Genomic DNA, 20,974 nt, shown 5'->3' on the forward strand with positions numbered 1-20,974 from the left:
TCCAAACATAGGATGATTTGATGAATTGTATCTTAACATATTATATTTGTTTTGAAAACCCATAGACAGTAAATTACCGCGATGACTAATTACAAAATCAATTGAACAATGTTCACGAATGGGGTAAAATACTACAATTAGTAGCGTAATTATTAGGAACTTATTCATATGTCAATCATAGAAATTGAGGTATCAGAAACGATGAAAATGAGGGTATCCGCTGTACAGTATCATCTGCACACCATTAATAGTTTTGAAGAGTTTGCCAAACAAGTAGAACATTATGTCCACATAGCTGAGGAGTACGAGTCGGAATTTGTGTTGTTTCCCGAGCTGTTCACGACCCAATTAATGTCCATAGGTGACGAGAACGGACAACCGCTGCCAATTGAAGCACTGCCTGGTTATACTGAGGAATATGTGGACTTGTTCAAGGGGCTGGCTATGAAAACGGGCATGCATTTGATAGGGGGAACACATGTTACCTCTGAGCAGGGAAAGCTGTATAACACGGCCTATTTATTTTATCCGGATGGACGTATCGCCACACAGAACAAGCTGCACATTACACCTGCGGAAATCAAGGAATGGAATATGGGTGCAGGAGATTTGCTTCAGGTATTTGATACGGATAAAGGACGTATTGCTATTCTGGTATGCTATGATGTGGAATTTCCGGAAATTGTTCGGATGGCCCGAGCTCGCGGCGCTGATGTATTATTCTGTCCGTCTTGCACGTATGACCGTCACGGCTATCATCGGGTACGGTATACATGTCACGCACGTACGATCGAAAATCAGATTTATGTTGTTACCACGGGAACTGTAGGTGCGCTACCTACGGTTGACTTTATGCGCAGCAATTTTGGTCAGGCTGCGGTATTGACGCCTAATGATGTACCTTTTCCTCCTGGGGGTATTATGGCTCAAGGCGAGTTAAATGATGATATGGTGATCACTGCTGATCTGGATTTGCAGCTGCTTGCAGAAGTGAGAGAACGGGGTTCGGTGACGACATGGCGGGATCGCAGAACCGACCTGTATACGGATTGGTCGTAGACCGTAGACAAGGAGGCCATTTGAATTGAGCGAGGGCAAGGAAACAGCTGAATTAGCGGATCATCACAAGGATCGTTATTTCAAAGAGTTATTTGTTTATCATGGTGACAAGCCGCTGCGAGCGCTGATCCGAAACTATTCGTATGAAGATTTTGATGCGTTGATTCATATTCAACAGGAAAGCTTTCCTCCGCCTTTTCCGTCAGAGCTTTGGTGGAACAAGGAGCAGTTGAACGAACATGTGAGCAGATTTCCCGAGGGTGCTTTGTGTGTGGAGGTAGAAGGGGAGATTGTCGGGTCGATGACGAGTCTTCGAATAGATACCCATACGAAGCAGACGGGTCACAGTTGGGCAGAAGTTACAGACAACGGGTATATACGAACTCATGTTCCGAGTGGCGGCACGTTATATATTGTCGATATTTGTATTCATCCAAAATGCCGCAAGCTTGGTTTGGGCAAATGGTTGATGCAATCGATGTATGAGGTTACGGTACAGTTGGGTTTAGACCGATTGCTCGGTGGGGGTCGTATGCCGGGTTATCATAAGGTTGCCAGTGAGCTGACGGTACAGCAATATGTGCAATCGATAATGGATGGACAATGCAAGGACCCGGTTATCAGTTTTTTGATGCGCTGCGGCCGTACTCCGGTGGATATCGTTGCGAACTATTTGGAGGATGAGGAATCCTGCAACTACGGGCTGCTAATGGAGTGGCAGAATCCTTTTAAACGTAAGTGATAGACATGTGTGGTAATGAATTACATCAATAGCAGGGAGTGTTGAGGATGGATTTTGTACGAATTACAAGTATCGAGGACCCGAATTTTTTATTAATGCATGAGCTGATGAAAAAGGTATTTCCGCCAGAGGAGGTATTAGAGTATTCACTATGGAGGGAGCCGCTCGAGGATCCCGGCATTCGTGTATTTGTAGCTGTTCATAAGGGTGCAGTAGTTGGTGCGACTGAATATCGCTACTATGATGATCTGCAGGTTGCCATGACGGATTTCACGATTATTGGTCAAGCAGGTCTTGGCATCGGACGGTTCATGGCAGCTAAACGGATGGCTGATTTGCAGCAGCAGGCTGCGTTATCCGGTCGTTCGATGCTCGGCATGTTTGCTGAAATCTACGATCCTTATCGTATCGATGGTCATGAATTTGGCGGTATTAAGCCGATGGATCCGTATGTGCGCCGCGAGGTCCTTTCTCACTTGGGCTACCAACGACTGGAATTGGATTATGTACATCCTTCCTGGGAGAACAATGGTGAAGCGGTTGAAGTGCTGGATTTATGCTTCATGCCGATCGACGATAGCTGCACGGAGGTATCTGCCTCGTTGATTGTGCAGTTTCTGACACGCTATTATTCGGTCCTGCCTGATAAGCCGTTACAATGGCAGCAAATGATTGAAGGCTTGAAGCAGCGGGATACGGTAGCGTTATTTCCTCTATAAAACAGTAGTGGAGGCACCAAGAGCATGTATTTGTAAGGTGCTGCATTAAGACTTTCATTGAATTTTAAAAATATGCCCGTCGCCCGAGTTTTCGATTCTGGGCGGCGGGCTTGGTGTGTTGGGAAACGAAAATTCGAGTTATTTGTGTTACAATGAGGTCACCACTTGATCGATGATACCATATTCCTGTGCCTCTTCCGAGGACATGAAGTAATCGCGATCCATATCTTTTTCCACCTTTTCAAGCGGCTGACCGGTTCTTTCGGAAGTGATCCGGTTTAATCGTTCTCGAATACCGATAATCCGCTTGGCACTGATAGCAATATCACTGGCTTGACCTTGCGTTCCACCATGCGGTTGATGAATCATGATCTCGCTGTTCGGGAGTGCAAACCGTTTGCCTTTGGCTCCTGCGAGCAGCAGAATGGCTGCGAATGAAGCTGCAAAACCTGTGCATATGGTGTGTACCGGAGGCTTCACGAACTGCATGGTATCATAGATGGCAAATCCTGCTGAGGTAGAACCGCCAGGGCTGTTAATATAGAGACTAATTTCTTTCTCAGGATCCTCCGCAGCCAGAAATAGCAGTTGAGCTGTAATACTATTGGCCATCTGGTCATCAATTGCGGCGCCAAGAAATACGATTCGGTCCTTGAGCAGCCTTGAATAAATATCGTAAGAACGTTCGCCGCGACCGGTTTGCTCCACCACATAAGGCACATAATTGTTGTTCATTTGCTTACCTCCATTATGAATATTGGTTTGGTTATCTGCTTTCCATCAGCAAACGAATTCAATAAGGAAAAGGATACGGTGTTAATTTTTTTAGAAGCTGCGTATCCTTATTCAGGGTTCATTCGTTATCATATTGAAGCTATGTATTGTCATTAACCAGGCAAAGGAGAGAGCTGTATGATCTTAGCTGGTACCATAGAAAGCAAGGAACCAACAATAGAAGAGGCTAAAGGTACAAATTGGACAGAACTGCAGATGACCGTTAAAAGGTACTGTTTGTCGATTACGGGGTCCAGTTGGGATGCAGAGGATTTGGCTCAGGATACGTGGTTGAAAGCTACACGCGTACTTCAAGAGACGGGACATGCGAATCCAGAGGCTTACATGCTGAGGATAGCAAAGAACACGTGGATCGATCGAATGCGAAGAAACAGCAGCCTGTCCTTAATCCTCCAACAGGAGCAGCGGCAGACGATTATGCCGGATCATGGTATTGCTATGGAATTGGAGACTGTTTTTCTGGCGCTCATCAAGCATATGTCCGCCTTGCAAAGAACGGTTTTTTTATTGCGGGATGTACTTGGCTATTCGATCATAGAGGCGGCACAGTTGCTGCAAACGACAGAAGGTGCGATCAAAGCGGCGCTTCACCGAGCTCGTCAATCATTGAAAGCTGTCAGATCGGATCTGGAGCAAGATGTACTTGTTTTACCTGAAGAAGAGGGCTCCAAGGCATTGCTGCAGATGCTGGTAGCGGCTTATCAAATGGGGGATATTGCGGTGCTGGTAGAACTTGCTCAGCGGGATCAGCTTGAACCTGCTGTGGCAATTGGAATTGCTCGCAATCATCTTAAGTCCAGACAAACTTCTGCCTCCAAGCGTTATGCCAAGCTGCCTTCGCACACTTCACATTGCGTCAGGATGGCCGCATAATCAGTGTATGCAAGCAAATAGGAGGCTCTGGAAGCCGCTGGGCATGTGTACAGCACAAAGAGGCTGATTCCCCGAAAGCATGGTGGGGAATCAGCCTCTTTTTAATGATTAATCGCTTCAGCTGCGGCTATTTGGTCTTGGTCCTGCGTAAGCTTCTGTACTTTTTTCCATTGCTCCAGATGTTTTTCCAGATTGTCGACAAGCAGCTTCACGCTGGCATGAAAGCTTTCTTTATCGTTGTCATAAATATCCTCATAGGAACGGAGCACCTCATCAGACAGCGCGCTGTAGGAAGGAAGAGTGGCAAGTAATCGCTGCAGTGTACTATCAATAAGAACCTCTGTCACTACATTTGATGCCGCTTCCTTAACGGGCTCGCTTACTAAGCGTGCGGTAGATTGATGCGTGGATTCATTACCCGATTGATGCTCGGGATCGGAACTGAGTCCTTTTGCGGGTTCCGTCAAGCTTGCCGCTGCGGCTGAATTAGCCTCGGTTGGAGGTTGTTCGGGAGATCGTTTATCCGCTTTATCGGCCTTCGTCGCGGCTTTGGCCTCAGCTTGCTTCGATCTTTCCGCTCTATTTTGTTCAAATACGGACCACGTTTCTATAAGCTCATAGCCGGATTTATACAGCAGCTTCGCTTTAGTATTGTCGGAGATATCTCTATCCTTGAACAGCTTGGCGATTTTCTTGACATCACTCACTGACAGCTCATCCCTGGCGACCATCAGTGCCAAGGAGTCACGGTATTCAATCGGTAAATCCTTGAGAGGCAGCACCTGCAGCTCGGTGAGCTTGTCCTTCCTGATTTCCGTTCCGCTTACTATCAGCTTTTTGACAGCATTGCTGAATTTAAGCAGGTCACACTTGTTCTTGATATAGCTTTCTGGCTTACCCAGCTTACTGGAAAGATATTTGGTTGAACTGCTGAACTTCGGGTCCTTAAGCAGCTTATTAAAGGCATCCGCCTCTTCAATTGGTGAAAAGCCTTCCCGCGTCAAATTCTCGGCGATCTGCTCCAGATAAATTTCCAGTTCATCGGTCACATCCGAAACAATGCAGGGGATGGTGGGCTTACCCAAGGTACTGCATGCTTTATAACGGCGGTTGCCATAAATAATTTTATATCGGCCATCTTTAGTCGTTCTTACCTTGATTGGAGATAAAAGGCCAAGCTCTGCGATGCTGTTCATCAGCTCCTGCAAGGAATCCTCGTCAAATTGATAGCGGGGCTGATCCGTATCTTCATCAATTAAATATGTAGGTATTTGCACAATGTCCATTCGATTACTCCTATTCGTTCAATTAATTCGCCGGTTCGTGAGTCCGGTGGGGGCTAGCGTTATACCTACCATTATATAACATGGTTCGAGCTGTGAAAATGGGTTGCCTGCCAAGGCTCGAACGAGGTCGGAAAAATAAGCTCTCACAGCAGCAAAAAAGGAACGAAGCGGAGGCTCCATTCCTTTCCTTACATCTATGGATAAGTACGAGACCTGATAGGTTCTCATTCTTGCTTTAAGGGAAAATAGGTATCGAATACTTGTCACCTTGTGCGGAATACAGCAGTGCTTGGGAGCGGAACAGGTCGATACGCACTAAAGACTCCTTCAGGTTAGATATCGTTAATCGATTCTTCTGCAGCGCAGATAGCAAAGAAGGAATTATTTGTGAATCCGCCCCGAATAAAAATACCGGTACCGAATTTTCCTGGAATGAAATGTTAGTAGTTACCACCGATAAAAACCTCCTTAATTTGACATGTTATTTATTACACATATTGGAGGGAAGTGAAACAATAAGCATAGGCATTTTTGAGGGGAATTTGGACTGAACCAAGTGGAACTTATGTAGTCTTCCTCAAAAACTGCCATCAGCGGCGCATGTTGTATAAGCCGCATTTGGGGTTATTTCTGTTATCCCATCGAAAGTCCACCCGCAACAGGTGTATAAGTCCCTGTCATAAAACGAGCATCGTCACTTGCCAGAAAAGCGATAACTCCTGCAATATCTTCAGGTTCGGCTACACGGCCAAGTGGCGTGAAATTACTAATCATCATTTTTTCTTGTTCTGACAGGTAGGCGGTTGCATCTGTTTGCACCAATCCAGGTGCGACTACATTGGCATGAATGCCCTGTGGACCGAATTCCTGTGCGATGTATGTAGAGAACGTATCAAGTGCACCCTTTGCCGTACCATGAGCGATCATATGAGGGGAAGGATCCTTACCCAGCGTGCTTGAAATATAAATAATACGTCCAAACTGCTTCTCGATCATGAATGGGATAACTGCTTTTGTCATCTGAAAAGCGGCTTTTAATTCATCATTTAGTTTTTGCGAGAATGCCTCCCACGACATCTCGGCAAACGGCTTTGCTTGGAAAGACATATTTGCATTGCAAACCAATATATCGATGCGTCCCAAAGACTTCTTTGCCGCCGCGACAAGCTTTAACACCTGGTCCGGTTCACGAACATCGGCTTGCAGTGCAATAGCCTCACCGTTATTTACTCGAATATGGGATACTACTTCTTCAGCAGCATCCATATTCGATAAATAATTCACAACCACTTTTGCGCCCCGTGATGCTAATAGAATGGAGGCTGCACGTCCGATACCTCTAGCACCACCAGTAACGATTGCCACTTTTCCTTGAAGATTCATTGTTATTACCACCTTTGTCCGATTATTTATTTACCATTCAGACCATTATCCATTCTTATTGAGAACAGCGTGTTCGGAATCGAGATACAAAGCGGATATGTCCAAAGCCATTTTTCTAACCTCAGCAGCAATATGGGCAGGCTCCAGAATAATCAAATCGGTTTTATAATGAAGCAAAAAGCCAATGATCCATTTCCCATCAGGAAATGTGGTCCGCACAAGAAGTGAACCATCCGGCAGCCTTTCGATCTCATTTTCATCAAACCGATCCGCAGCGGACACTTTAGCCTCACCTGTGAATCGAAGGACAAGATCGACCGTCTGTTGATGTTGGGGCGTTCCCCATCGTTCATTCAGTTTAGTAAGTGTCATAGCCCGGCGATTGAAGGATTCATCCAGTACCTGCATATCCCGAAGACGTGAAAGCTTGAAAATCCGGTAATCCATGCGGTCCAAACAGTAAGCGTGCAGATACCAGGAATACTTTTTGAGCACAAGTCCCATAGGCTCGACACAACGTTCTGATTCTTCCCCTTGGCCGTCTGTATAGGTAAAACGGATTAACTTTTTGTCATTCACGGATTTTTGCAGAGACTCATATTTGCTTCGTTCGGTCTCGCTGTTTCTCCATGGGGTAAAATCGATTAGAACCTGATCGCGTTCAGCTAAACGTCCTTGTTCTGCTTGTGAGACCAGTGCCCCTACTTTATCAAGCAGCCGGTCTACATGGGTATGATTCAACGCTTGTGTCGACTGGAGACCACGCAGCGCTGTAAAGAGGGCAAGCAGGTCATCAAAAGATAACATCTGTCGGTCCATACGAAAGCTGTCCATAATTTCATAGCCGCCTTCTGTACCTGTATACGATACAATCGGGATTCCAGCCAGGCTCAATGACTCCAAATCGCGGTAAATCGTCCGTAAAGATACTTCAAGCCGATCAGCCAGCTCTTGCGCTTGCACACGTCTGCGGTTCAATAAAAGAATCGTGATGGCCATTAGCCGTTCGAGTTTCATTGCTGCACCTCCAATTTCGGGCAATATTACATTAATCATATACCATAATTCCCGACAACTGTGAGTCCAGATCCAATTTACAATGTTAATGTGAAGCGGAGTAACCATCCGTATCTGTCGCTTGAGCCAATTTCTCTCGACTCATAATGAAGGCAGCGCTTAGTGCCAATACTGCCGGGATGAGGCTCCATGCAAAGGTGCCAACGATGGAAGAGGATAGCCCCTCCGTAATCGTATTCAGTGTGTTTCCGTCCATCGATTGGCGGATTGCGGGATTCATCAGAACATAGGGGTCGCTAAAGTTGATATTCTTCGGTATATTCGTTCCACTACTACCAAATGCCTGCGTCAGCTTATCTGTTAGTGAGTGACTCTGAATGATGCCGAATATCGTAATACCAAGTGTCATGCCGAGCGAACGATTGAAGTTCTGTGTAGAAGTAGCCGCTCCTCGCTGTGCAGCAGGGAACGAATGAATGGCAGCGCTGCTGAGTACCGAGAAGGAAGCACCGATGCCCAGACCTACGAGGATCATATACACTGTGATTAGTAAACGCGAAGATTCCGTTGACAGTGTGGTTAGAAGTGCCATTCCGGCGATCAGGATGATAAGTGTAGGAATCAGGATGGTCCGATAGGGCAGCTTAGACATTAAGAATCCACCCACAGTTGCAGTTACGACTGACCCCACCATCATCGGAAGCAGTATAAGTCCGGCGTTCGTCGCAGTGCCGCCTAGTACGCCTTGAATGTAGATGGGTATGAACATGGATGCTGTTATGAACGTCGCACCGCCGAGCATCGCAACCAGATTGCTTGTCGCATAGAGCCGATTACGGAACATGCGGAATGAAATGATGGGCTCAGCTGCCTTTTTTTCTACAAAGACAAGCAAAATAGTAAGAATCGCGAAGCCTGCAAACAAGCCCAAAATTTGCGGTGATCCCCATGCATACGCTTTGCCGCCGAGCTCAACACCGAACATGAGGCAGATGATCGCTCCAACCAACAGGAAGCCGCCAAGAAAATCGATTTTCTGCTTGGAATGCTCTGTCGATTCTTTGTAGAAAAACACAATCAAGACGAACGCAATCAAACCGAGCGGTAAATTGATGTAAAATATCCAAACCCAATTCAAATAGTCGGTTATATAACCGCCGAGCAGCGGAGCGGCAACACTCGACATGCCGAACAAAGCACCGAACATGCCTGTCATTTTTCCTCTATTCTCAGGTGGAACGACATCGAACATGATCGTGAACGCTATCGATACCATCGCGCCCGCACCGATACCTTGTATCGCTCTGTAAGCACTAAGCTGAACGATCGATTCCGCCAATCCGCATAAAGCAGATCCAATCATAAATACGACGATACCGAATACAAAAAAACGTTTGCGTCCATACATATCGGACAGTTTGCCAAATATCGGCATGCCCGCCATCTCCGCCACCATATAGGCCGAAGTGGCCCAGACAAATTTATCGAGACCGCCAATCTCACCAACAATTGTTCCCATCGCCGTCGCCACAATCGTGTTATCCATTGAGGCCATCAGGATAGCGAGCATTAGTCCTGTAATGATAACCCCCATTTTGTTCTGCACTTGTTTCATTTGAATCCCGTTCCTTTCTGTTATCAAGTTGAATGGTGAAGCCGTAATTAAAGCAATCATAAACCATCCTTGTTGACAACAGTATGTCAGGAACGAGTTATCAAGTGAAAATAAGTGATGCACTTTTAGAACTTTCACAAGCAGGGGGAGGGAGTTGATTACATAACTATTATTATGTAAACTAAATATCGTTATTTGATTAGAGTAGTCGAGAGGCTGCTTTTTTGTAGGCTCAAATCGGATGTAATCTTACATGAAATGCAGCAAATCTGGTAAAATGATGATTATATCTTTTAATCAAGGGATGAGAATACAAATTAATGATACATAATATTAATAGTATTAACTAAATGGCTGTTAGGAGTTATATCCCTCAACCAGATACTGTAGAGAAATCATGATGAATACAATTGTCGCTAACATTGGGAGGAACGAACTATGAATATTGGAATTGATGCCGGAGGAACACTGATCAAAATCGCCTATATGGAGCACAATTCGCTCATTTTAAACAAATTTCCGGTTTCCGAGCTGGCTCATGTAGCAGATTGGATTAATGGGAGGGACAATGCCCGAATTTGTATGACCGGTGGAAAGGCTTCTGCGCTGCAGTCTCTCATCCACCTTAAAGCTCCGGAACTGGTTGAATTTGATGCTACCTGTAGAGGGGTGGAATATTTTTTGGAAAAGCTAGGTGTAACGGAGAGCCAGTATGTGGTTACCAATGTTGGCACGGGCACTTCGATCCACTTGATAGACAGCGGCCAACACCGACGGCTTGGCGGTACAGGAGTTGGAGGCGGGACCTTGATAGGCTTATCTCATTTGTTAACAGGGTTAACAAATTACGAAGAAATTATACAAGCGGCAGCTAAAGGATCACGTGACCAAATCGATCTAAAGGTCAGTCATATTTATGAGGGAGTTGAGCCGCCAATCCCTGGTGACCTGACAGCAAGCAATTTTGGACGTATTTTGCAAGGAGCTTCCCATCCTCCTTTTTCCAGAGAAGAGCTGTTAGCGTCTGTAGTCGGTTTAGTAGGAGAAACGGTTGCTACGGTTAGCGTACTTGCTGCCGGGCAGTCGGGGGCGACCACCGTTATTTTTATTGGTTCCTCGTTTATTGGGAATAATCTGCTTAAAGATGTGGTGCAGCGTTATACGAAGCTAAGAGGGGCAGCGCCTTTGTTTATTGAAAATGGTGAGTATGCGGGAGCTATAGGCGCTTGGCTGCATGAGGATTAAGGATGGATCCACACATAGAAAGGTACAGGATTGCTTTTTTATTAGTTTAGATATATACTGATAATAAGTTTAGTGCTAAACCAATATATGATTACCGTTATACAAGAGGGATGATGCTATTGTGGCAGACAATGAAATGTACGCTTTAAGCAAACGGGAAAAGCAGTTAGGCATATTGCTGTGGTTTCGGCTATCCCGCTTTTATAACCAAAGCATTCGTGAAACCAATTCGCATTTGAAAAAATGGGACATAACCGCAGCGCAGTTTGATGTGTTGGCCCAAGTGGGCGCGGCGGGACGTATCAGTCAGCAGGATTTGGCCGATAAGCTCGTCGTAACCAAAGGCAATATTGCCCAGATCATTCAAAAGGTTGAAGAGCTTGGGTGGATTACGCGTGAACAGGATTGGAAAACCAAGTATGTATCATTAACAGCAGAGGGTAAAGCCTTATTCGATGATGTTGTTCCTATGCAGGAGCAATTCCAGGCGGCTCAATTTAACAATCTGAATCCTTCGGAACAGAAACAACTGCTGGATTTGTTAAAAAAACTAAAATCGTAAAGGATGGATCAACATGAACGTTAAAGGAATTCATCATTTATCGGCTATGACTGGGGATGCACCCGGCAATTTCAAGTTCTATACCGAGGTTCTAGGTATGCGATTGATCAAAAAAACCGTCAACCAGGACGATACATCAGCCTATCATTTGTTCTATGGGGACGAACGGGGCAATCCAGGAACCGAGCTAACGTTCTTTGACTTTCCCGGCATCGGTCCGACTCGTGCGGGAGCAAGCAGCATTTCGGGTACTTCCTTGCGGGTACCGAGTGACACGGCGCTGAAATATTGGCTGGACCGTTTTACAGAGCATGGCGTCAAGCATACAGCCATTACAGAATTTGCAGGCCGTAACGTTATTTTCTTCGAGGATCCGGAAGGTCAGCAGCTCTCGCTTGTTTCCGATGAGACAAATTCAGGCGTGAAGGGCGGTATTCCATGGGATCAAAGTCCGGTACCTGCCGAATTCGGTATTATTGGACTCGGACCAGTAAAGCTTACAGTTCGCAAGCCCGATTCTACACTGGCCGCTCTCAAGTTGATCGGCTTTACGGAGAAGAATCGAATCCCTGCATTGGTTAAAGGGCAAGAAGATATAATCGTTATGCAGGTAGGGGCAGGGGGATCAGGTGCAGAAGTGCAGGTTGAGCCACGCAGTGATCTGTCAGTCGCCGCGCTTGGCAAGGGTGGTGTGCATCATGTGGCTTTTCGCGTGGATGACAAGGAAGAATTGCTTAGCTGGATTGAGGTGCTGAATAAAGCGGGATTACGTAATTCCGGATTCGTGGAAAGATATTATTTCCGTTCCTTGTACTTCCGTGAACCTAACGGTATTTTATTTGAGTTGGCAACAGACGGTCCCGGATTTGATACAGATGAGCCTTTTGAAACCTTGGGTGAATCTCTAGCTTTACCGCCGTTCCTGGAGGATCAACGCCAATCGATTGAAGCTAACCTGAGGCCACTTTCTACCAAGCGCACAGTTTAAGTACAATATACCGAAGATGCAGACCCCTGAATATAAAGCTTCAGGGGTTTTTAATTACCCTTAATGCGATTGAACTTACGAGTGATGCTTTATTATTAACGGGAACGGTTCGTATGATTCAAAGTAAACAAATAATTGTATAGACTTGCATGCTTCAATTCATCTAAGATGATCCCAAATACGGTGTCTCGATAAATACCAGCTGGCAGACCAAACCATATTTTTCGATATTTCTCGACTGCAGACAATTCACCTCGAAGAGCCCTCTGTAATCCTTCGATATAGGATTCTACCCGCTCATATTTTTCATTGCTGATGCCTGTTATTTCATGACCTGTTATCTCTTTATACATACCCCGGAACATACGATTATGACCGCGTTCATCATCACGTATTGAAGCAATTATCGATGATTGCTCTGAGTTTGGGGCCATTTTGATAAGTTCATCATAAAATAACTCATCATTTCGCTCACCTTGGACGGCTTCTCTTATTAAATTTAGTGCTTGCGTGGTAGATACGGACCAGACTGGCTTAAACGTGGATCTACTCCAATAAGGATTGACCACATACATACAATAAACCTCCAGTTGTTCATTTTATGATTTGATAACAGACTATGTGTAAATGCCTAATTGGGTTACAGGTCTCTCGTTATGCGATTCCATTGTCAGCGATTAAGGATCATGCCAGTCAATCAGTATCGACAACCACAGCTTTTAAATTTATAATGTAATTCGTGCATAAATTTAGAAGAGGGGGGTCGCTAATGGGTATCGAAATCGAAAAAAAATTTTTATTACCAGCGTTCCCGCAGGCTGAGCTGGATCAGGCGAATGTTACGTTGATTTCAAAGCAAACGATTTATCAAACTTACCTGGCTTTTTCCAAGGATGAGGAAATCAGGGTACGCCAGCTGATAGATGTTGACGGAACCTGCCACTATACGCATACATTTAAGTCAGGACATGGCATGGTTAGAGAAGAAATCGAATATACCATTTCAGAGGCTATTTATCAGCAATTATTGTCTCGTTCAGGGTTGGTTCCTTTGGAAAAAGTGCGTACTTCGGTGGATCATCAAGGTACTTTATATGAAATAGACGAATACAAGCAAATAGCGCTTGTGGTTGTAGAGGTCGAGTTTCCGGATCTCCATGCAGCGCAAAGGTTCGAAGCACCGGATTGGTTTGGTAAGGAGCTTGGACAAGAGGAAGAATTCCGCAACAAAACGCTGTGGATCCAGCTTCAGACATCCATCTAAGGATCGAGCTGATTATCGAGAAGTTGACTTTTCTACGAAAAGTCCTGAGGAGGAATAACGATGTCTTTAATCAAAACCTTAAATTCCCAAGATGAATTCGTTGGGTTTTATCTCATCAAGGAGCTGGAAATCAAACAAACCAATTCCACGCCCGCAAAGGATTATCTGGATATTGTTCTGTGTGATGCGACCGGACAGCTTCCGGCAAAATACTGGGATGCCAGTACGACCGATAAGGAGACTTTTTTTCCTATGGGACTGGTTCGTGTACAGGGTTTGGTACAAACCTATAGAGAAAAGCTGCAGATCAAAATCATCAAAATACGCAAAGCTACCGATGATGACGGTGTATTCCTGACTGATTTTATCCGTTCGGCACCGATCCGTCCCGTTGATCTGATTTATACGATCAAGCAGGCCATGGACAGTATTCAAGACAAAGAAATGCATACTATAGTTTCATTCTGTGTGAAAAAGGTTGAAGAGAGGCTGATGCATTACCCTGCTGCCAAAACCCATCACCATGCCTACTTTGCGGGCTTGGCCTATCATATGGTTCGCATGCTCGAACTGGGTGATTTTATTTGCAAGCAGCGGCCATTTTTGAACCCGGATCTGCTTACTGCTGGCATAATCCTTCATGACATTGCCAAGCCGGAGGAAATGACCGCTCAACTCGGGATCGTATCCGAATACAGCGTCCATGGCAAGCTGTTAGGTCATATTTCAATGGCTTCAAACTGGATTACAGAAGCAGCTATTCTTTCCAACATAGATTTAAATTCGGATCGTGTTCTGGCGCTTCAGCATATGGTCTTGTCACATCATAACTCTGGTGAGTGGGGCAGTCCTGTACAGCCTCAAATTCCAGAAGCGATTGCTCTTCATCATATTGATACCATAGATGCCAAGCTTCAGATGGTTGAGGATGCACTGGATACAACCCCGGAAGCCGAGAATTGGACTCAATCGATCCGTGGATTAGAAAATAAAGCCATCTACAGGATGAAATTATAAAAAGATGAATTCAGACTATTCAGAATATTTCTTTCATCAATAAGATTACATAACAAATATTATGTAAACTAATAAAACGAACCTTTATAAAATCGATGAGATGGTTATAATAAAATCGAAGTAAAAGAACTGTCCTTCATGATATGCAAATAGCAATAGCAGCCCAGATTGGCTGCTATTTGTTGTGTACATTAATTTCAATCAAGTGGAAGGGGCTATCAGGTTGTTGCAAACGGAATTAATTCTCCCGAGTTTTGATGGGCCTGAAGTATGGCAGCAAGCAGCCCTGGAAAACGGGCTTCGAGATCTTCGGTGCGAATCGAAAGGAAGCGCTGTGTTCCTTGCATACGGACATGAACAATCCCGGCTTCACGCAGTGTACGGGCATGATGGGAAACCGTTGACTTCACGACGGGAACATCAATATCCCCGCAGGTCCGTTCGCCGGATTTATATATCGTATCGACAAGATAAAGACGGATTGGATCACTTAGGGCATAAAGGACGGAAGACAGATGGATATCGGCTCGGTCTGGATGAAATAAAATTTTCATTTGAGATCCTCCTTTATTCTACAAAAACTGATGATTGCATTTTATCATATCTCATGCTATATTTCAATTGTTCGATTGTAATAGAACTATCAAATACGAAAGAGGGTTCCCGATGTCAACAACATCTATTCCGTCATCAGCCACAGAAGCTGCTAAGCCCTTCCTGAAGGAAGGCAAGGTGACATTACTGCTTGGATTTTCGATTGTTCTTGTCATCATGAACACGATGATGTTTAACTTGGCGCTGCCGGATGTATCGCGCGCATTCGGGATCTCGACGGCTTCAACCTCATGGATCGTAACCGGCTACTCGATCATATTTGCGATTTCAACGATTACGTTCAGCCGACTGTCTGATTTCATTCCGATTCGCCGTTTATTTATTATCGGACTTGTCTTGCTTGGAGTCGCCGCGGTCGGTGGATTTTTCAGCAGTAGCTTTATACCGCTACTGATCGTTCGCATTGTGCAGGCATCTGGAGCAGGCTCTATTCCAGCTCTCTCGCTTGTTCTGGTAACGCGTTATATTCCTTTGGAGCGGCGCGGCAAAGCCATGGCAACCGTGATGTCTGCTGCCGCACTGGGTCTGGGTCTTGGTCCCGTAGTTGGTGGGGGAATCGTGGAGTACTTAGGCTGGCACTATTTATTTGTAGTTACTGCAGTTGTGCTCGTTTTGATTCCATTTTACTGGATGCTTCTTCCGAAAGAGCAGCCAGCTAAAGGCTCCTTAGACGCGTTAGGCGCGTTTTTCGTGGCGGTAGGGACTACAGGACTGCTATTATTTCTAACGAACCAATCCTGGACAGCACTGGCAGCAGGATTAGCCGCGCTTGCTCTGTTTATTATCCGGATCAATCGGGCAGCAGATCCTTTTGTGCAGCCGATATTGTTCCGTAATCGTGCGTACTTGACGTTAGGCGCAGTCGGAGTCGTGACGTATCTGTGCAGCTTTGCAACACTGTTTCTGATGCCACAAATTCTGGTTCACCGGTTCGAGCTTAGTGCGAGCGTCTCCGGACTTATCATTTTCCCTGGTTCCTTGCTCGCTATGATTTTATCCCGTCGAGTGGGTCGAATTATCGATAGCTACGGCAATGGTGCTATTATACGATATGTACCCCTGTTAGTACTCGTTTCTGTTGTACTGTTCGCTTTATTTGCCAGCACCTCATATATCGCTGTCATGTTTATTTATATGCTGCTCAGCGTTGGTTTTACTTTCCTGTCAAGTGCCATTTCCAATGAAATGTCGCGAATATTACCGAAATCACAGTTGGGTTCGGGTCTTGGGCTGTTCCAATTGCTTCAGTTCTTCAGCGGGGCATTCGGGGTGGCTATAACGGCCAGTGCTTTAGTATGGCAGAAACAATTACCGCTATCCATCGCTTACGGCAATATTTATTGGGGATTGACGATCATCGTGCTTGCTTCAATCGGTTGTTCGTATCTGTATCGTCGTTATAGCTTGCACTCTGTGCAGGAATCTGGATAAATGTGGATGTTTCACGAAACTGCTTATAAAGTTCGCTAATCAATAGACGTAAACAAAAAAAGATTACATAATATATATTATGTAATCTTTTTTTGTTGTTCTATTTTTGTTCGTATGCAGGAACGACATAATCGAATAGTGATGAACAGACTTTCTGCATCTGATTATGGATTGAACTTTCCATCTATAATACTTTCACTCAAGGGCCTACGGCCATTCGGTTGTTCTTTATCCTGAAAGCTCTCATGAAGTGTTTCCTTCGTCCCAGGATAGCCGAGTGCAATTACCGCATGCAGTTCGATTTCATCCGGCACATCCAAAACAATACGGGCCTTGTCTTTATCATAACCACCCACCGCACGCGTCGTAAGACCAAGTATTCGTGCCTGCAAAGCAATAGATGCCCAAGCTGCCCCAGTATCAAAGGCATGCGAACGATTCGGCTCTCCATCAGCTCGAAGCTTATCGGAGGCCAACAATACAAGCACCGGGGCAAAGTCAGTCCAAAGTCTGTTGTTCGGTCTGATAAACTCCTCAAATCGTTTCCGCTGCTCTGGAGTCCTGGCGACAATAAAACGCCATGGCTGCAAATTACTCGACGATGGAGCCCAACGGGCAGCCTCCAGAATTGTATACAGCACATCGTCCGGCACACTACGAGTTTCATAAGAACGCGAGGACCAGCGATTTAAAAACAATGGATAAACCGGGTAATCAGCCTTACGGGTAGCGTCAACTTCAGGTAAAATACTTTCTACAAATACAGATGTAGTCATACTTGATCCCAGCCCTTTCTCTCATTCCATATAATAATTTAAAAAGAGACCTCCTGTATAAGGAAGTCTACGAAAATACGGTCGACTATTGTGTTTAAATCATAGTAATCGCATGTGATTAATAAATTAATGGTATCAATTGGAATTGAAAATGTCAATGGAATTTTTAATTGACAGTTCATGAATGGATTGCTATATTCTTATTATTCATATCGGAATAATTAATTATCTTCATATTTTAGAAACTTCTGGTATTTCAGATCATGTTTGGACACCGTTAAAACGGAGACATAGATATCCCTTTTATATTTTTATTTCAAATTCTTTTAAAAGAAGGAGTGAGCTGTATGGGAAATGCCGTTGTTGTGAAGAAAGATTTTCGGATTGATCTGGAAAATGAATTGTTTATTCGAGGAGAGGTTACGCTTGTTGAGGAACAGATCAAAAAACCGATTTTGGTAATCAGCCATGGGTTTAAAGGATATAAAGATTGGGGATTCTGGCCTTATGTTGCAGCTTGGTTTGCAGAACGCGGATTCTACGTCGTACATTTTGACTTTTCACGTGTAGGTGCCCTGAACAGTGGAGCCGATGAGGCTTCCGTTCAAAAACTGAGTACAGTGTCCAGAGAATTATCTGATTTGGATGCTGTATTGGCTCATCTAAGAGAGCACAAGCTGCCTTTGGCTGAGCAAGCCGAAACAGAACGTATCACCCTGCTGGGGCACAGTAGGGCAGGCGGAAGCAACATCATCTTCGCCGCTGAGCATTCATATATTGGCTCAGTTATCGCCTGGAACGGCGGACCTCCTCCAAAGGCAGCTGCCGGAAACCCGAACCTCTTTATTAATGATGATGTGGAGCATAACAAGCAGAGATTCGACACAGCTCGTCTTCTTGCATCTCTTGCAGCTCCAGTGCTTATTATCCAAGGAGGCAAGGATCGGGAAGCTTTGCTTGAGGGTCAGCGACTATTGAAGGAAGCAGCTCCAAATCAAACCTACGTCAGCATACCCGATGCGGATCATTCTTTTGGAGGAGAGCATCCATTTCATCACACAACCCCGTATCTGGAGGAAGCATTAGAAGTTACGCATAGCTTTATAACAAAACATTACTAAAATGTTGAATTAGTTGGTATTTATAAAATAGGCTGACTGGAACACCAGAAGCATGGACTTTAAGTCCATGCTAATTTTATGTTATAACGAGAGGAAGGATTAAATGATGAAAGCAGATATTACATTTGATGATGCCTTGGTGAATGTTAATTTGATGGGAACCGACCAGAAGCAAATACCTTTTTTACTAAATGCGCTTAAGAAGAACACATTAACTGTATCCAATATAGAAAAACCTCTTGTGAAAATAGATTTATTTGACTCAGAAGCTTTTCTTTATTCTCTTGATGGAAACAAGTATCGTATTCCTATATTTTGAAAGCTGGCTTTTGATAGATGAGCTTCCAGGTCACTGTTCAAGTGGAATCAGGAAATATTGTTATAAAGCTTGCTAAGCAATAAGAACAAAACAACAAAAAGATTACATAATATTTATTATGCAATCTTTTTGTTGTTCTATTTTTGTTCGTAAGGAGGAATCTATGAACATGTATGGTATGGTAGGAGTAGCGCTAGTGTAATAAACGGAACAGGCAGTTGAAATCCGTATAGGCTAGCTGTATATTTTAAACAACATGAATCTCAAGCAGCTTGAGGTTCACTCACAATAATCAGAGATTGGAGCCGTTTCATGAGTTATAGCAATTTGGAAGATTGCATCATCGATTTAGAAAAGAACGGACATTTGATCCGTATTCAAGAGGAAGTCGATCCTTATCTGGAAATGGCTGCGATTCATATGAAAGTATATGAGGCGGGCGGCCCTGCATTGTTGTTTGAAAATGTGAAGGGCTCGAAATTCCGAGCGGTATCCAACCTTTTTGGTACCATAGAGCGCAGCAAGTTTATTTTCCGGGATACGTGGGAAGCTGTACAGAACGTAATGACTCTACGTAATGATCCTATACAAGCGTTAAAAAATCCACTTACCCATATCAATACCGGGCTCGCAGCCTGGAAAGCTCTTCCTATGAAAAAATCCGAAAGCTTACCAACTGGCTTTCAAGAAATCAATATATCTGACCTGCCGCTCATACAACACTGGCCGATGGATGGCGGTGCTTTTATCACCTTACCTCAAGTGTATACGGAGGACCCGGACAAGCCAGGTATTATGAATTCCAATCTGGGTATGTACCGTGTGCAGCTGAGTGGCAATGACTATGAGATGAACAAGGAAGTTGGTTTGCATTATCAGATTCATCGCGGTATTGGCATCCATCAGGACAAGGCGAACAAACAAGGAGTCCCTTTAAAAGTAAGCATCTTTATTGGTGGACCTCCGGCACATACCTTGTCGGCTGTCATGCCCTTGCCGGAAGGGTTAAGTGAGATGACCTTCGCCGGATTGCTTGGAGGACGCCGGTTTCGCTACAGCTATGCTGAAGGACATTGTATTAGTCTTGATGCTGATTTTGTCATAACCGGAGAAATTCATCCAGGTGAAACGAAGCCAGAGGGCCCTTTTGGCGATCATTTGGGTTATTACAGTCTGACTCATCCATTCCCGCTAATGAAAGTACATAAAGTGTATGCGAAGACCGATGCGATATGGCCGTTCACTGTAGTAGGTCGTCCACCGCAGGAGGATACGGCATTTGGAGAACTGATCCATCAGTTAACTGGTGATGCAATCAAGCAGGAAATCCCTGGTGTGAAGGAGGTTCATGCTGTTGATGCCGCCGGCGTTCATCCCTTGCTTTTTGCAATAGGCAGTGAGAGGTATACACCATATCAATCGGTGAAGCAGCCTACCGAGATATTGACTATCGCCAATCGTATTTTGGGAACCGGACAGCTGAGCCTGGCCAAGTATTTATTCATTACAGCTGAAGAGCAGCAGCCTGTGGATACGCATCATGAAGTGGATTTTATAACGTATATCCTGGAACGAATTGATCTACATAGAGACATTCATTTTTACACCAATACAACTATCGATACCCTTGATTATTCAGGCACCGGGTTAAATAGCGGCAGTAAGGTCGTTATCGCAGCATATGGAGATGTAAAAAGGGAATTATGCACAGAGGTCCCCGAAACTCTAAAGCAATTAATTGGGGGAGGGCAGGCACACTTGGTGATGCCAGGTGTCGTAGCGCTTCAAGGGTCTGCATTTATCGATTATGCTAATGAGCAGCTGTACATCCAACAATTGTGTGAGGCTATTCAGGCAAAGGGAGCTATTCCGTCATGCCCTATGATTATTTTGTGTGACGATAGTCCGTTTATGAGCGCGACCATCAACAATTTTCTATGGGCGACATTCACACGCAGCAATCCTGCCAAGGACATTTATGGTGTGAACAGCTATTATGAGAATAAGCATTGGGCTTGTGACAATATGATTATTGATGCCCGGATTAAGCCGCATCACGCACCTCCGCTCATAGCCGATCCAACGGTTGAGCAAAACATCGAGCGTTTTTTTGCCCAGGGTGCCAGTTTGGCTCCATTCAAATAACG

The 20,974-nt window shown here is 44.7% G+C and carries 22 protein-coding genes; 13 read left to right on the plus strand and 9 right to left on the minus strand.

Going from position 1 to position 20,974, the window contains the following annotated elements; translation table 11 throughout:
* Positions 1-201 precede the first annotated feature (201 nt).
* The 3 genes from OB236_RS35660 to OB236_RS35670 are packed head-to-tail and all read left to right on the plus strand — an operon-like array spanning position 202 to position 2,520.
* Positions 202-1,059, plus strand: a complete 858-nt coding sequence (locus OB236_RS35660) for a carbon-nitrogen hydrolase family protein (protein ID WP_262688346.1) — start codon at positions 202-204, stop codon at positions 1,057-1,059.
* A gap of 25 nt (positions 1,060-1,084) precedes the next feature.
* Positions 1,085-1,801: a GNAT family N-acetyltransferase gene (locus OB236_RS35665; RefSeq protein ID WP_262688300.1), complete on the plus strand. Its 717-nt coding sequence runs from the start codon at positions 1,085-1,087 to the stop codon at positions 1,799-1,801.
* A 47-nt stretch (positions 1,802-1,848) separates the two neighbouring features.
* Positions 1,849-2,520 carry a GNAT family N-acetyltransferase gene (locus tag OB236_RS35670; protein ID WP_262688301.1) on the plus strand — a complete coding sequence of 224 codons (672 nt, stop codon included), beginning with the start codon at positions 1,849-1,851 and terminating at the stop codon, positions 2,518-2,520.
* A 147-nt stretch (positions 2,521-2,667) separates the two neighbouring features.
* On the opposite strand, the gene clpP is transcribed toward OB236_RS35670, so the two are convergent.
* On the minus strand, positions 2,668-3,255 hold the full coding sequence (gene clpP, locus OB236_RS35675; RefSeq protein ID WP_076234111.1) for an ATP-dependent Clp endopeptidase proteolytic subunit ClpP: 588 nt from the start codon (positions 3,253-3,255) through the stop codon (positions 2,668-2,670).
* A 177-nt stretch (positions 3,256-3,432) separates the two neighbouring features.
* On the opposite strand from clpP, the gene OB236_RS35680 reads away from it, so the two are divergent.
* On the plus strand, positions 3,433-4,188 hold the full coding sequence (locus OB236_RS35680) for an RNA polymerase sigma factor (protein ID WP_262688302.1): 756 nt from the start codon (positions 3,433-3,435) through the stop codon (positions 4,186-4,188).
* A gap of 101 nt (positions 4,189-4,289) precedes the next feature.
* Here the strand turns inward: OB236_RS35680 and OB236_RS35685 are convergent, their stop codons facing one another.
* The 5 genes from OB236_RS35685 to OB236_RS35705 form a co-directional block, all read right to left on the minus strand.
* Positions 4,290-5,474 carry a ParB/RepB/Spo0J family partition protein gene (locus OB236_RS35685; protein WP_262688303.1) on the minus strand — a complete coding sequence of 395 codons (1,185 nt, stop codon included), beginning with the start codon at positions 5,472-5,474 and terminating at the stop codon, positions 4,290-4,292.
* A gap of 235 nt (positions 5,475-5,709) precedes the next feature.
* Complete coding sequence (locus tag OB236_RS35690) at positions 5,710-5,928, minus strand: hypothetical protein (RefSeq protein ID WP_262688304.1); 219 nt, start codon at positions 5,926-5,928, stop codon at positions 5,710-5,712.
* A 179-nt stretch (positions 5,929-6,107) separates the two neighbouring features.
* Positions 6,108-6,857 (minus strand): SDR family NAD(P)-dependent oxidoreductase, encoded by a 750-nt coding sequence (locus OB236_RS35695; protein WP_262688305.1) that lies wholly within the window; start codon positions 6,855-6,857, stop codon positions 6,108-6,110.
* 45 nt (positions 6,858-6,902) lie between these two features.
* Positions 6,903-7,874: a helix-turn-helix transcriptional regulator gene (locus tag OB236_RS35700; RefSeq protein ID WP_262688306.1), complete on the minus strand. Its 972-nt coding sequence runs from the start codon at positions 7,872-7,874 to the stop codon at positions 6,903-6,905.
* Positions 7,875-7,959: 85 nt separating this feature from the next.
* The gene (locus OB236_RS35705; protein ID WP_076234199.1) at positions 7,960-9,489 is read right to left on the minus strand and encodes an MDR family MFS transporter; all 1,530 of its coding nucleotides are present in this window, start codon (positions 9,487-9,489) and stop codon (positions 7,960-7,962) included.
* Between the two features lie 438 nt (positions 9,490-9,927).
* Between OB236_RS35705 and coaW the strand changes: the two genes are divergently transcribed.
* The 3 genes from coaW to OB236_RS35720 all read left to right on the plus strand — a co-directional run bounded on the left by coaW (position 9,928) and on the right by OB236_RS35720 (position 12,284).
* Positions 9,928-10,734 (plus strand): type II pantothenate kinase, encoded by an 807-nt coding sequence (coaW, locus tag OB236_RS35710; RefSeq protein ID WP_262688307.1) that lies wholly within the window; start codon positions 9,928-9,930, stop codon positions 10,732-10,734.
* Between the two features lie 136 nt (positions 10,735-10,870).
* A complete protein-coding gene (locus OB236_RS35715; protein ID WP_262688347.1) occupies positions 10,871-11,296 on the plus strand; it encodes a MarR family winged helix-turn-helix transcriptional regulator in 426 nt (141 codons plus the stop codon).
* A gap of 13 nt (positions 11,297-11,309) precedes the next feature.
* A complete protein-coding gene (locus OB236_RS35720; protein ID WP_262688308.1) occupies positions 11,310-12,284 on the plus strand; it encodes a ring-cleaving dioxygenase in 975 nt (324 codons plus the stop codon).
* Between the two features lie 95 nt (positions 12,285-12,379).
* Here OB236_RS35720 and OB236_RS35725 read toward each other — a convergent pair whose 3' ends face one another.
* Entirely contained in the window at positions 12,380-12,859 is a 480-nt protein-coding gene (locus tag OB236_RS35725; RefSeq protein WP_262688309.1) for a ferritin-like domain-containing protein, read from the minus strand.
* 194 nt (positions 12,860-13,053) lie between these two features.
* Here OB236_RS35725 and OB236_RS35730 point away from each other — a divergent pair, with 194 nt between their 5' ends.
* Together OB236_RS35730 and OB236_RS35735 are read left to right on the plus strand one after the other, a co-directional pair.
* A complete protein-coding gene (locus OB236_RS35730; RefSeq protein WP_076234102.1) occupies positions 13,054-13,548 on the plus strand; it encodes a CYTH domain-containing protein in 495 nt (164 codons plus the stop codon).
* A gap of 60 nt (positions 13,549-13,608) precedes the next feature.
* Positions 13,609-14,565 carry a 3'-5' exoribonuclease YhaM family protein gene (locus tag OB236_RS35735; RefSeq protein ID WP_076234101.1) on the plus strand — a complete coding sequence of 319 codons (957 nt, stop codon included), beginning with the start codon at positions 13,609-13,611 and terminating at the stop codon, positions 14,563-14,565.
* Between the two features lie 218 nt (positions 14,566-14,783).
* Here OB236_RS35735 and OB236_RS35740 read toward each other — a convergent pair whose 3' ends face one another.
* Positions 14,784-15,119 carry an ArsR/SmtB family transcription factor gene (locus OB236_RS35740; RefSeq protein WP_262688310.1) on the minus strand — a complete coding sequence of 112 codons (336 nt, stop codon included), beginning with the start codon at positions 15,117-15,119 and terminating at the stop codon, positions 14,784-14,786.
* A gap of 112 nt (positions 15,120-15,231) precedes the next feature.
* Between OB236_RS35740 and OB236_RS35745 the strand changes: the two genes are divergently transcribed.
* Positions 15,232-16,611 (plus strand): MFS transporter, encoded by a 1,380-nt coding sequence (locus OB236_RS35745; RefSeq protein ID WP_262688311.1) that lies wholly within the window; start codon positions 15,232-15,234, stop codon positions 16,609-16,611.
* A 164-nt stretch (positions 16,612-16,775) separates the two neighbouring features.
* On the opposite strand, the gene OB236_RS35750 is transcribed toward OB236_RS35745, so the two are convergent.
* Positions 16,776-17,387: a nitroreductase family protein gene (locus OB236_RS35750; RefSeq protein WP_262688312.1), complete on the minus strand. Its 612-nt coding sequence runs from the start codon at positions 17,385-17,387 to the stop codon at positions 16,776-16,778.
* Positions 17,388-17,734: 347 nt separating this feature from the next.
* Between OB236_RS35750 and OB236_RS35755 the strand changes: the two genes are divergently transcribed.
* The 3 genes from OB236_RS35755 to OB236_RS35765 all read left to right on the plus strand — a co-directional run bounded on the left by OB236_RS35755 (position 17,735) and on the right by OB236_RS35765 (position 20,972).
* On the plus strand, positions 17,735-18,508 hold the full coding sequence (locus OB236_RS35755) for an alpha/beta hydrolase family protein (RefSeq protein ID WP_262688313.1): 774 nt from the start codon (positions 17,735-17,737) through the stop codon (positions 18,506-18,508).
* Positions 18,509-18,611: 103 nt separating this feature from the next.
* Positions 18,612-18,827 carry a hypothetical protein gene (locus tag OB236_RS35760; protein ID WP_076234097.1) on the plus strand — a complete coding sequence of 72 codons (216 nt, stop codon included), beginning with the start codon at positions 18,612-18,614 and terminating at the stop codon, positions 18,825-18,827.
* A 312-nt stretch (positions 18,828-19,139) separates the two neighbouring features.
* Complete coding sequence (locus OB236_RS35765) at positions 19,140-20,972, plus strand: UbiD family decarboxylase (protein ID WP_262688314.1); 1,833 nt, start codon at positions 19,140-19,142, stop codon at positions 20,970-20,972.
* The last annotated feature ends 2 nt before the right edge of the window (positions 20,973-20,974 follow it).

It is taken from the genome of Paenibacillus baimaensis, from assembly GCF_025567575.1.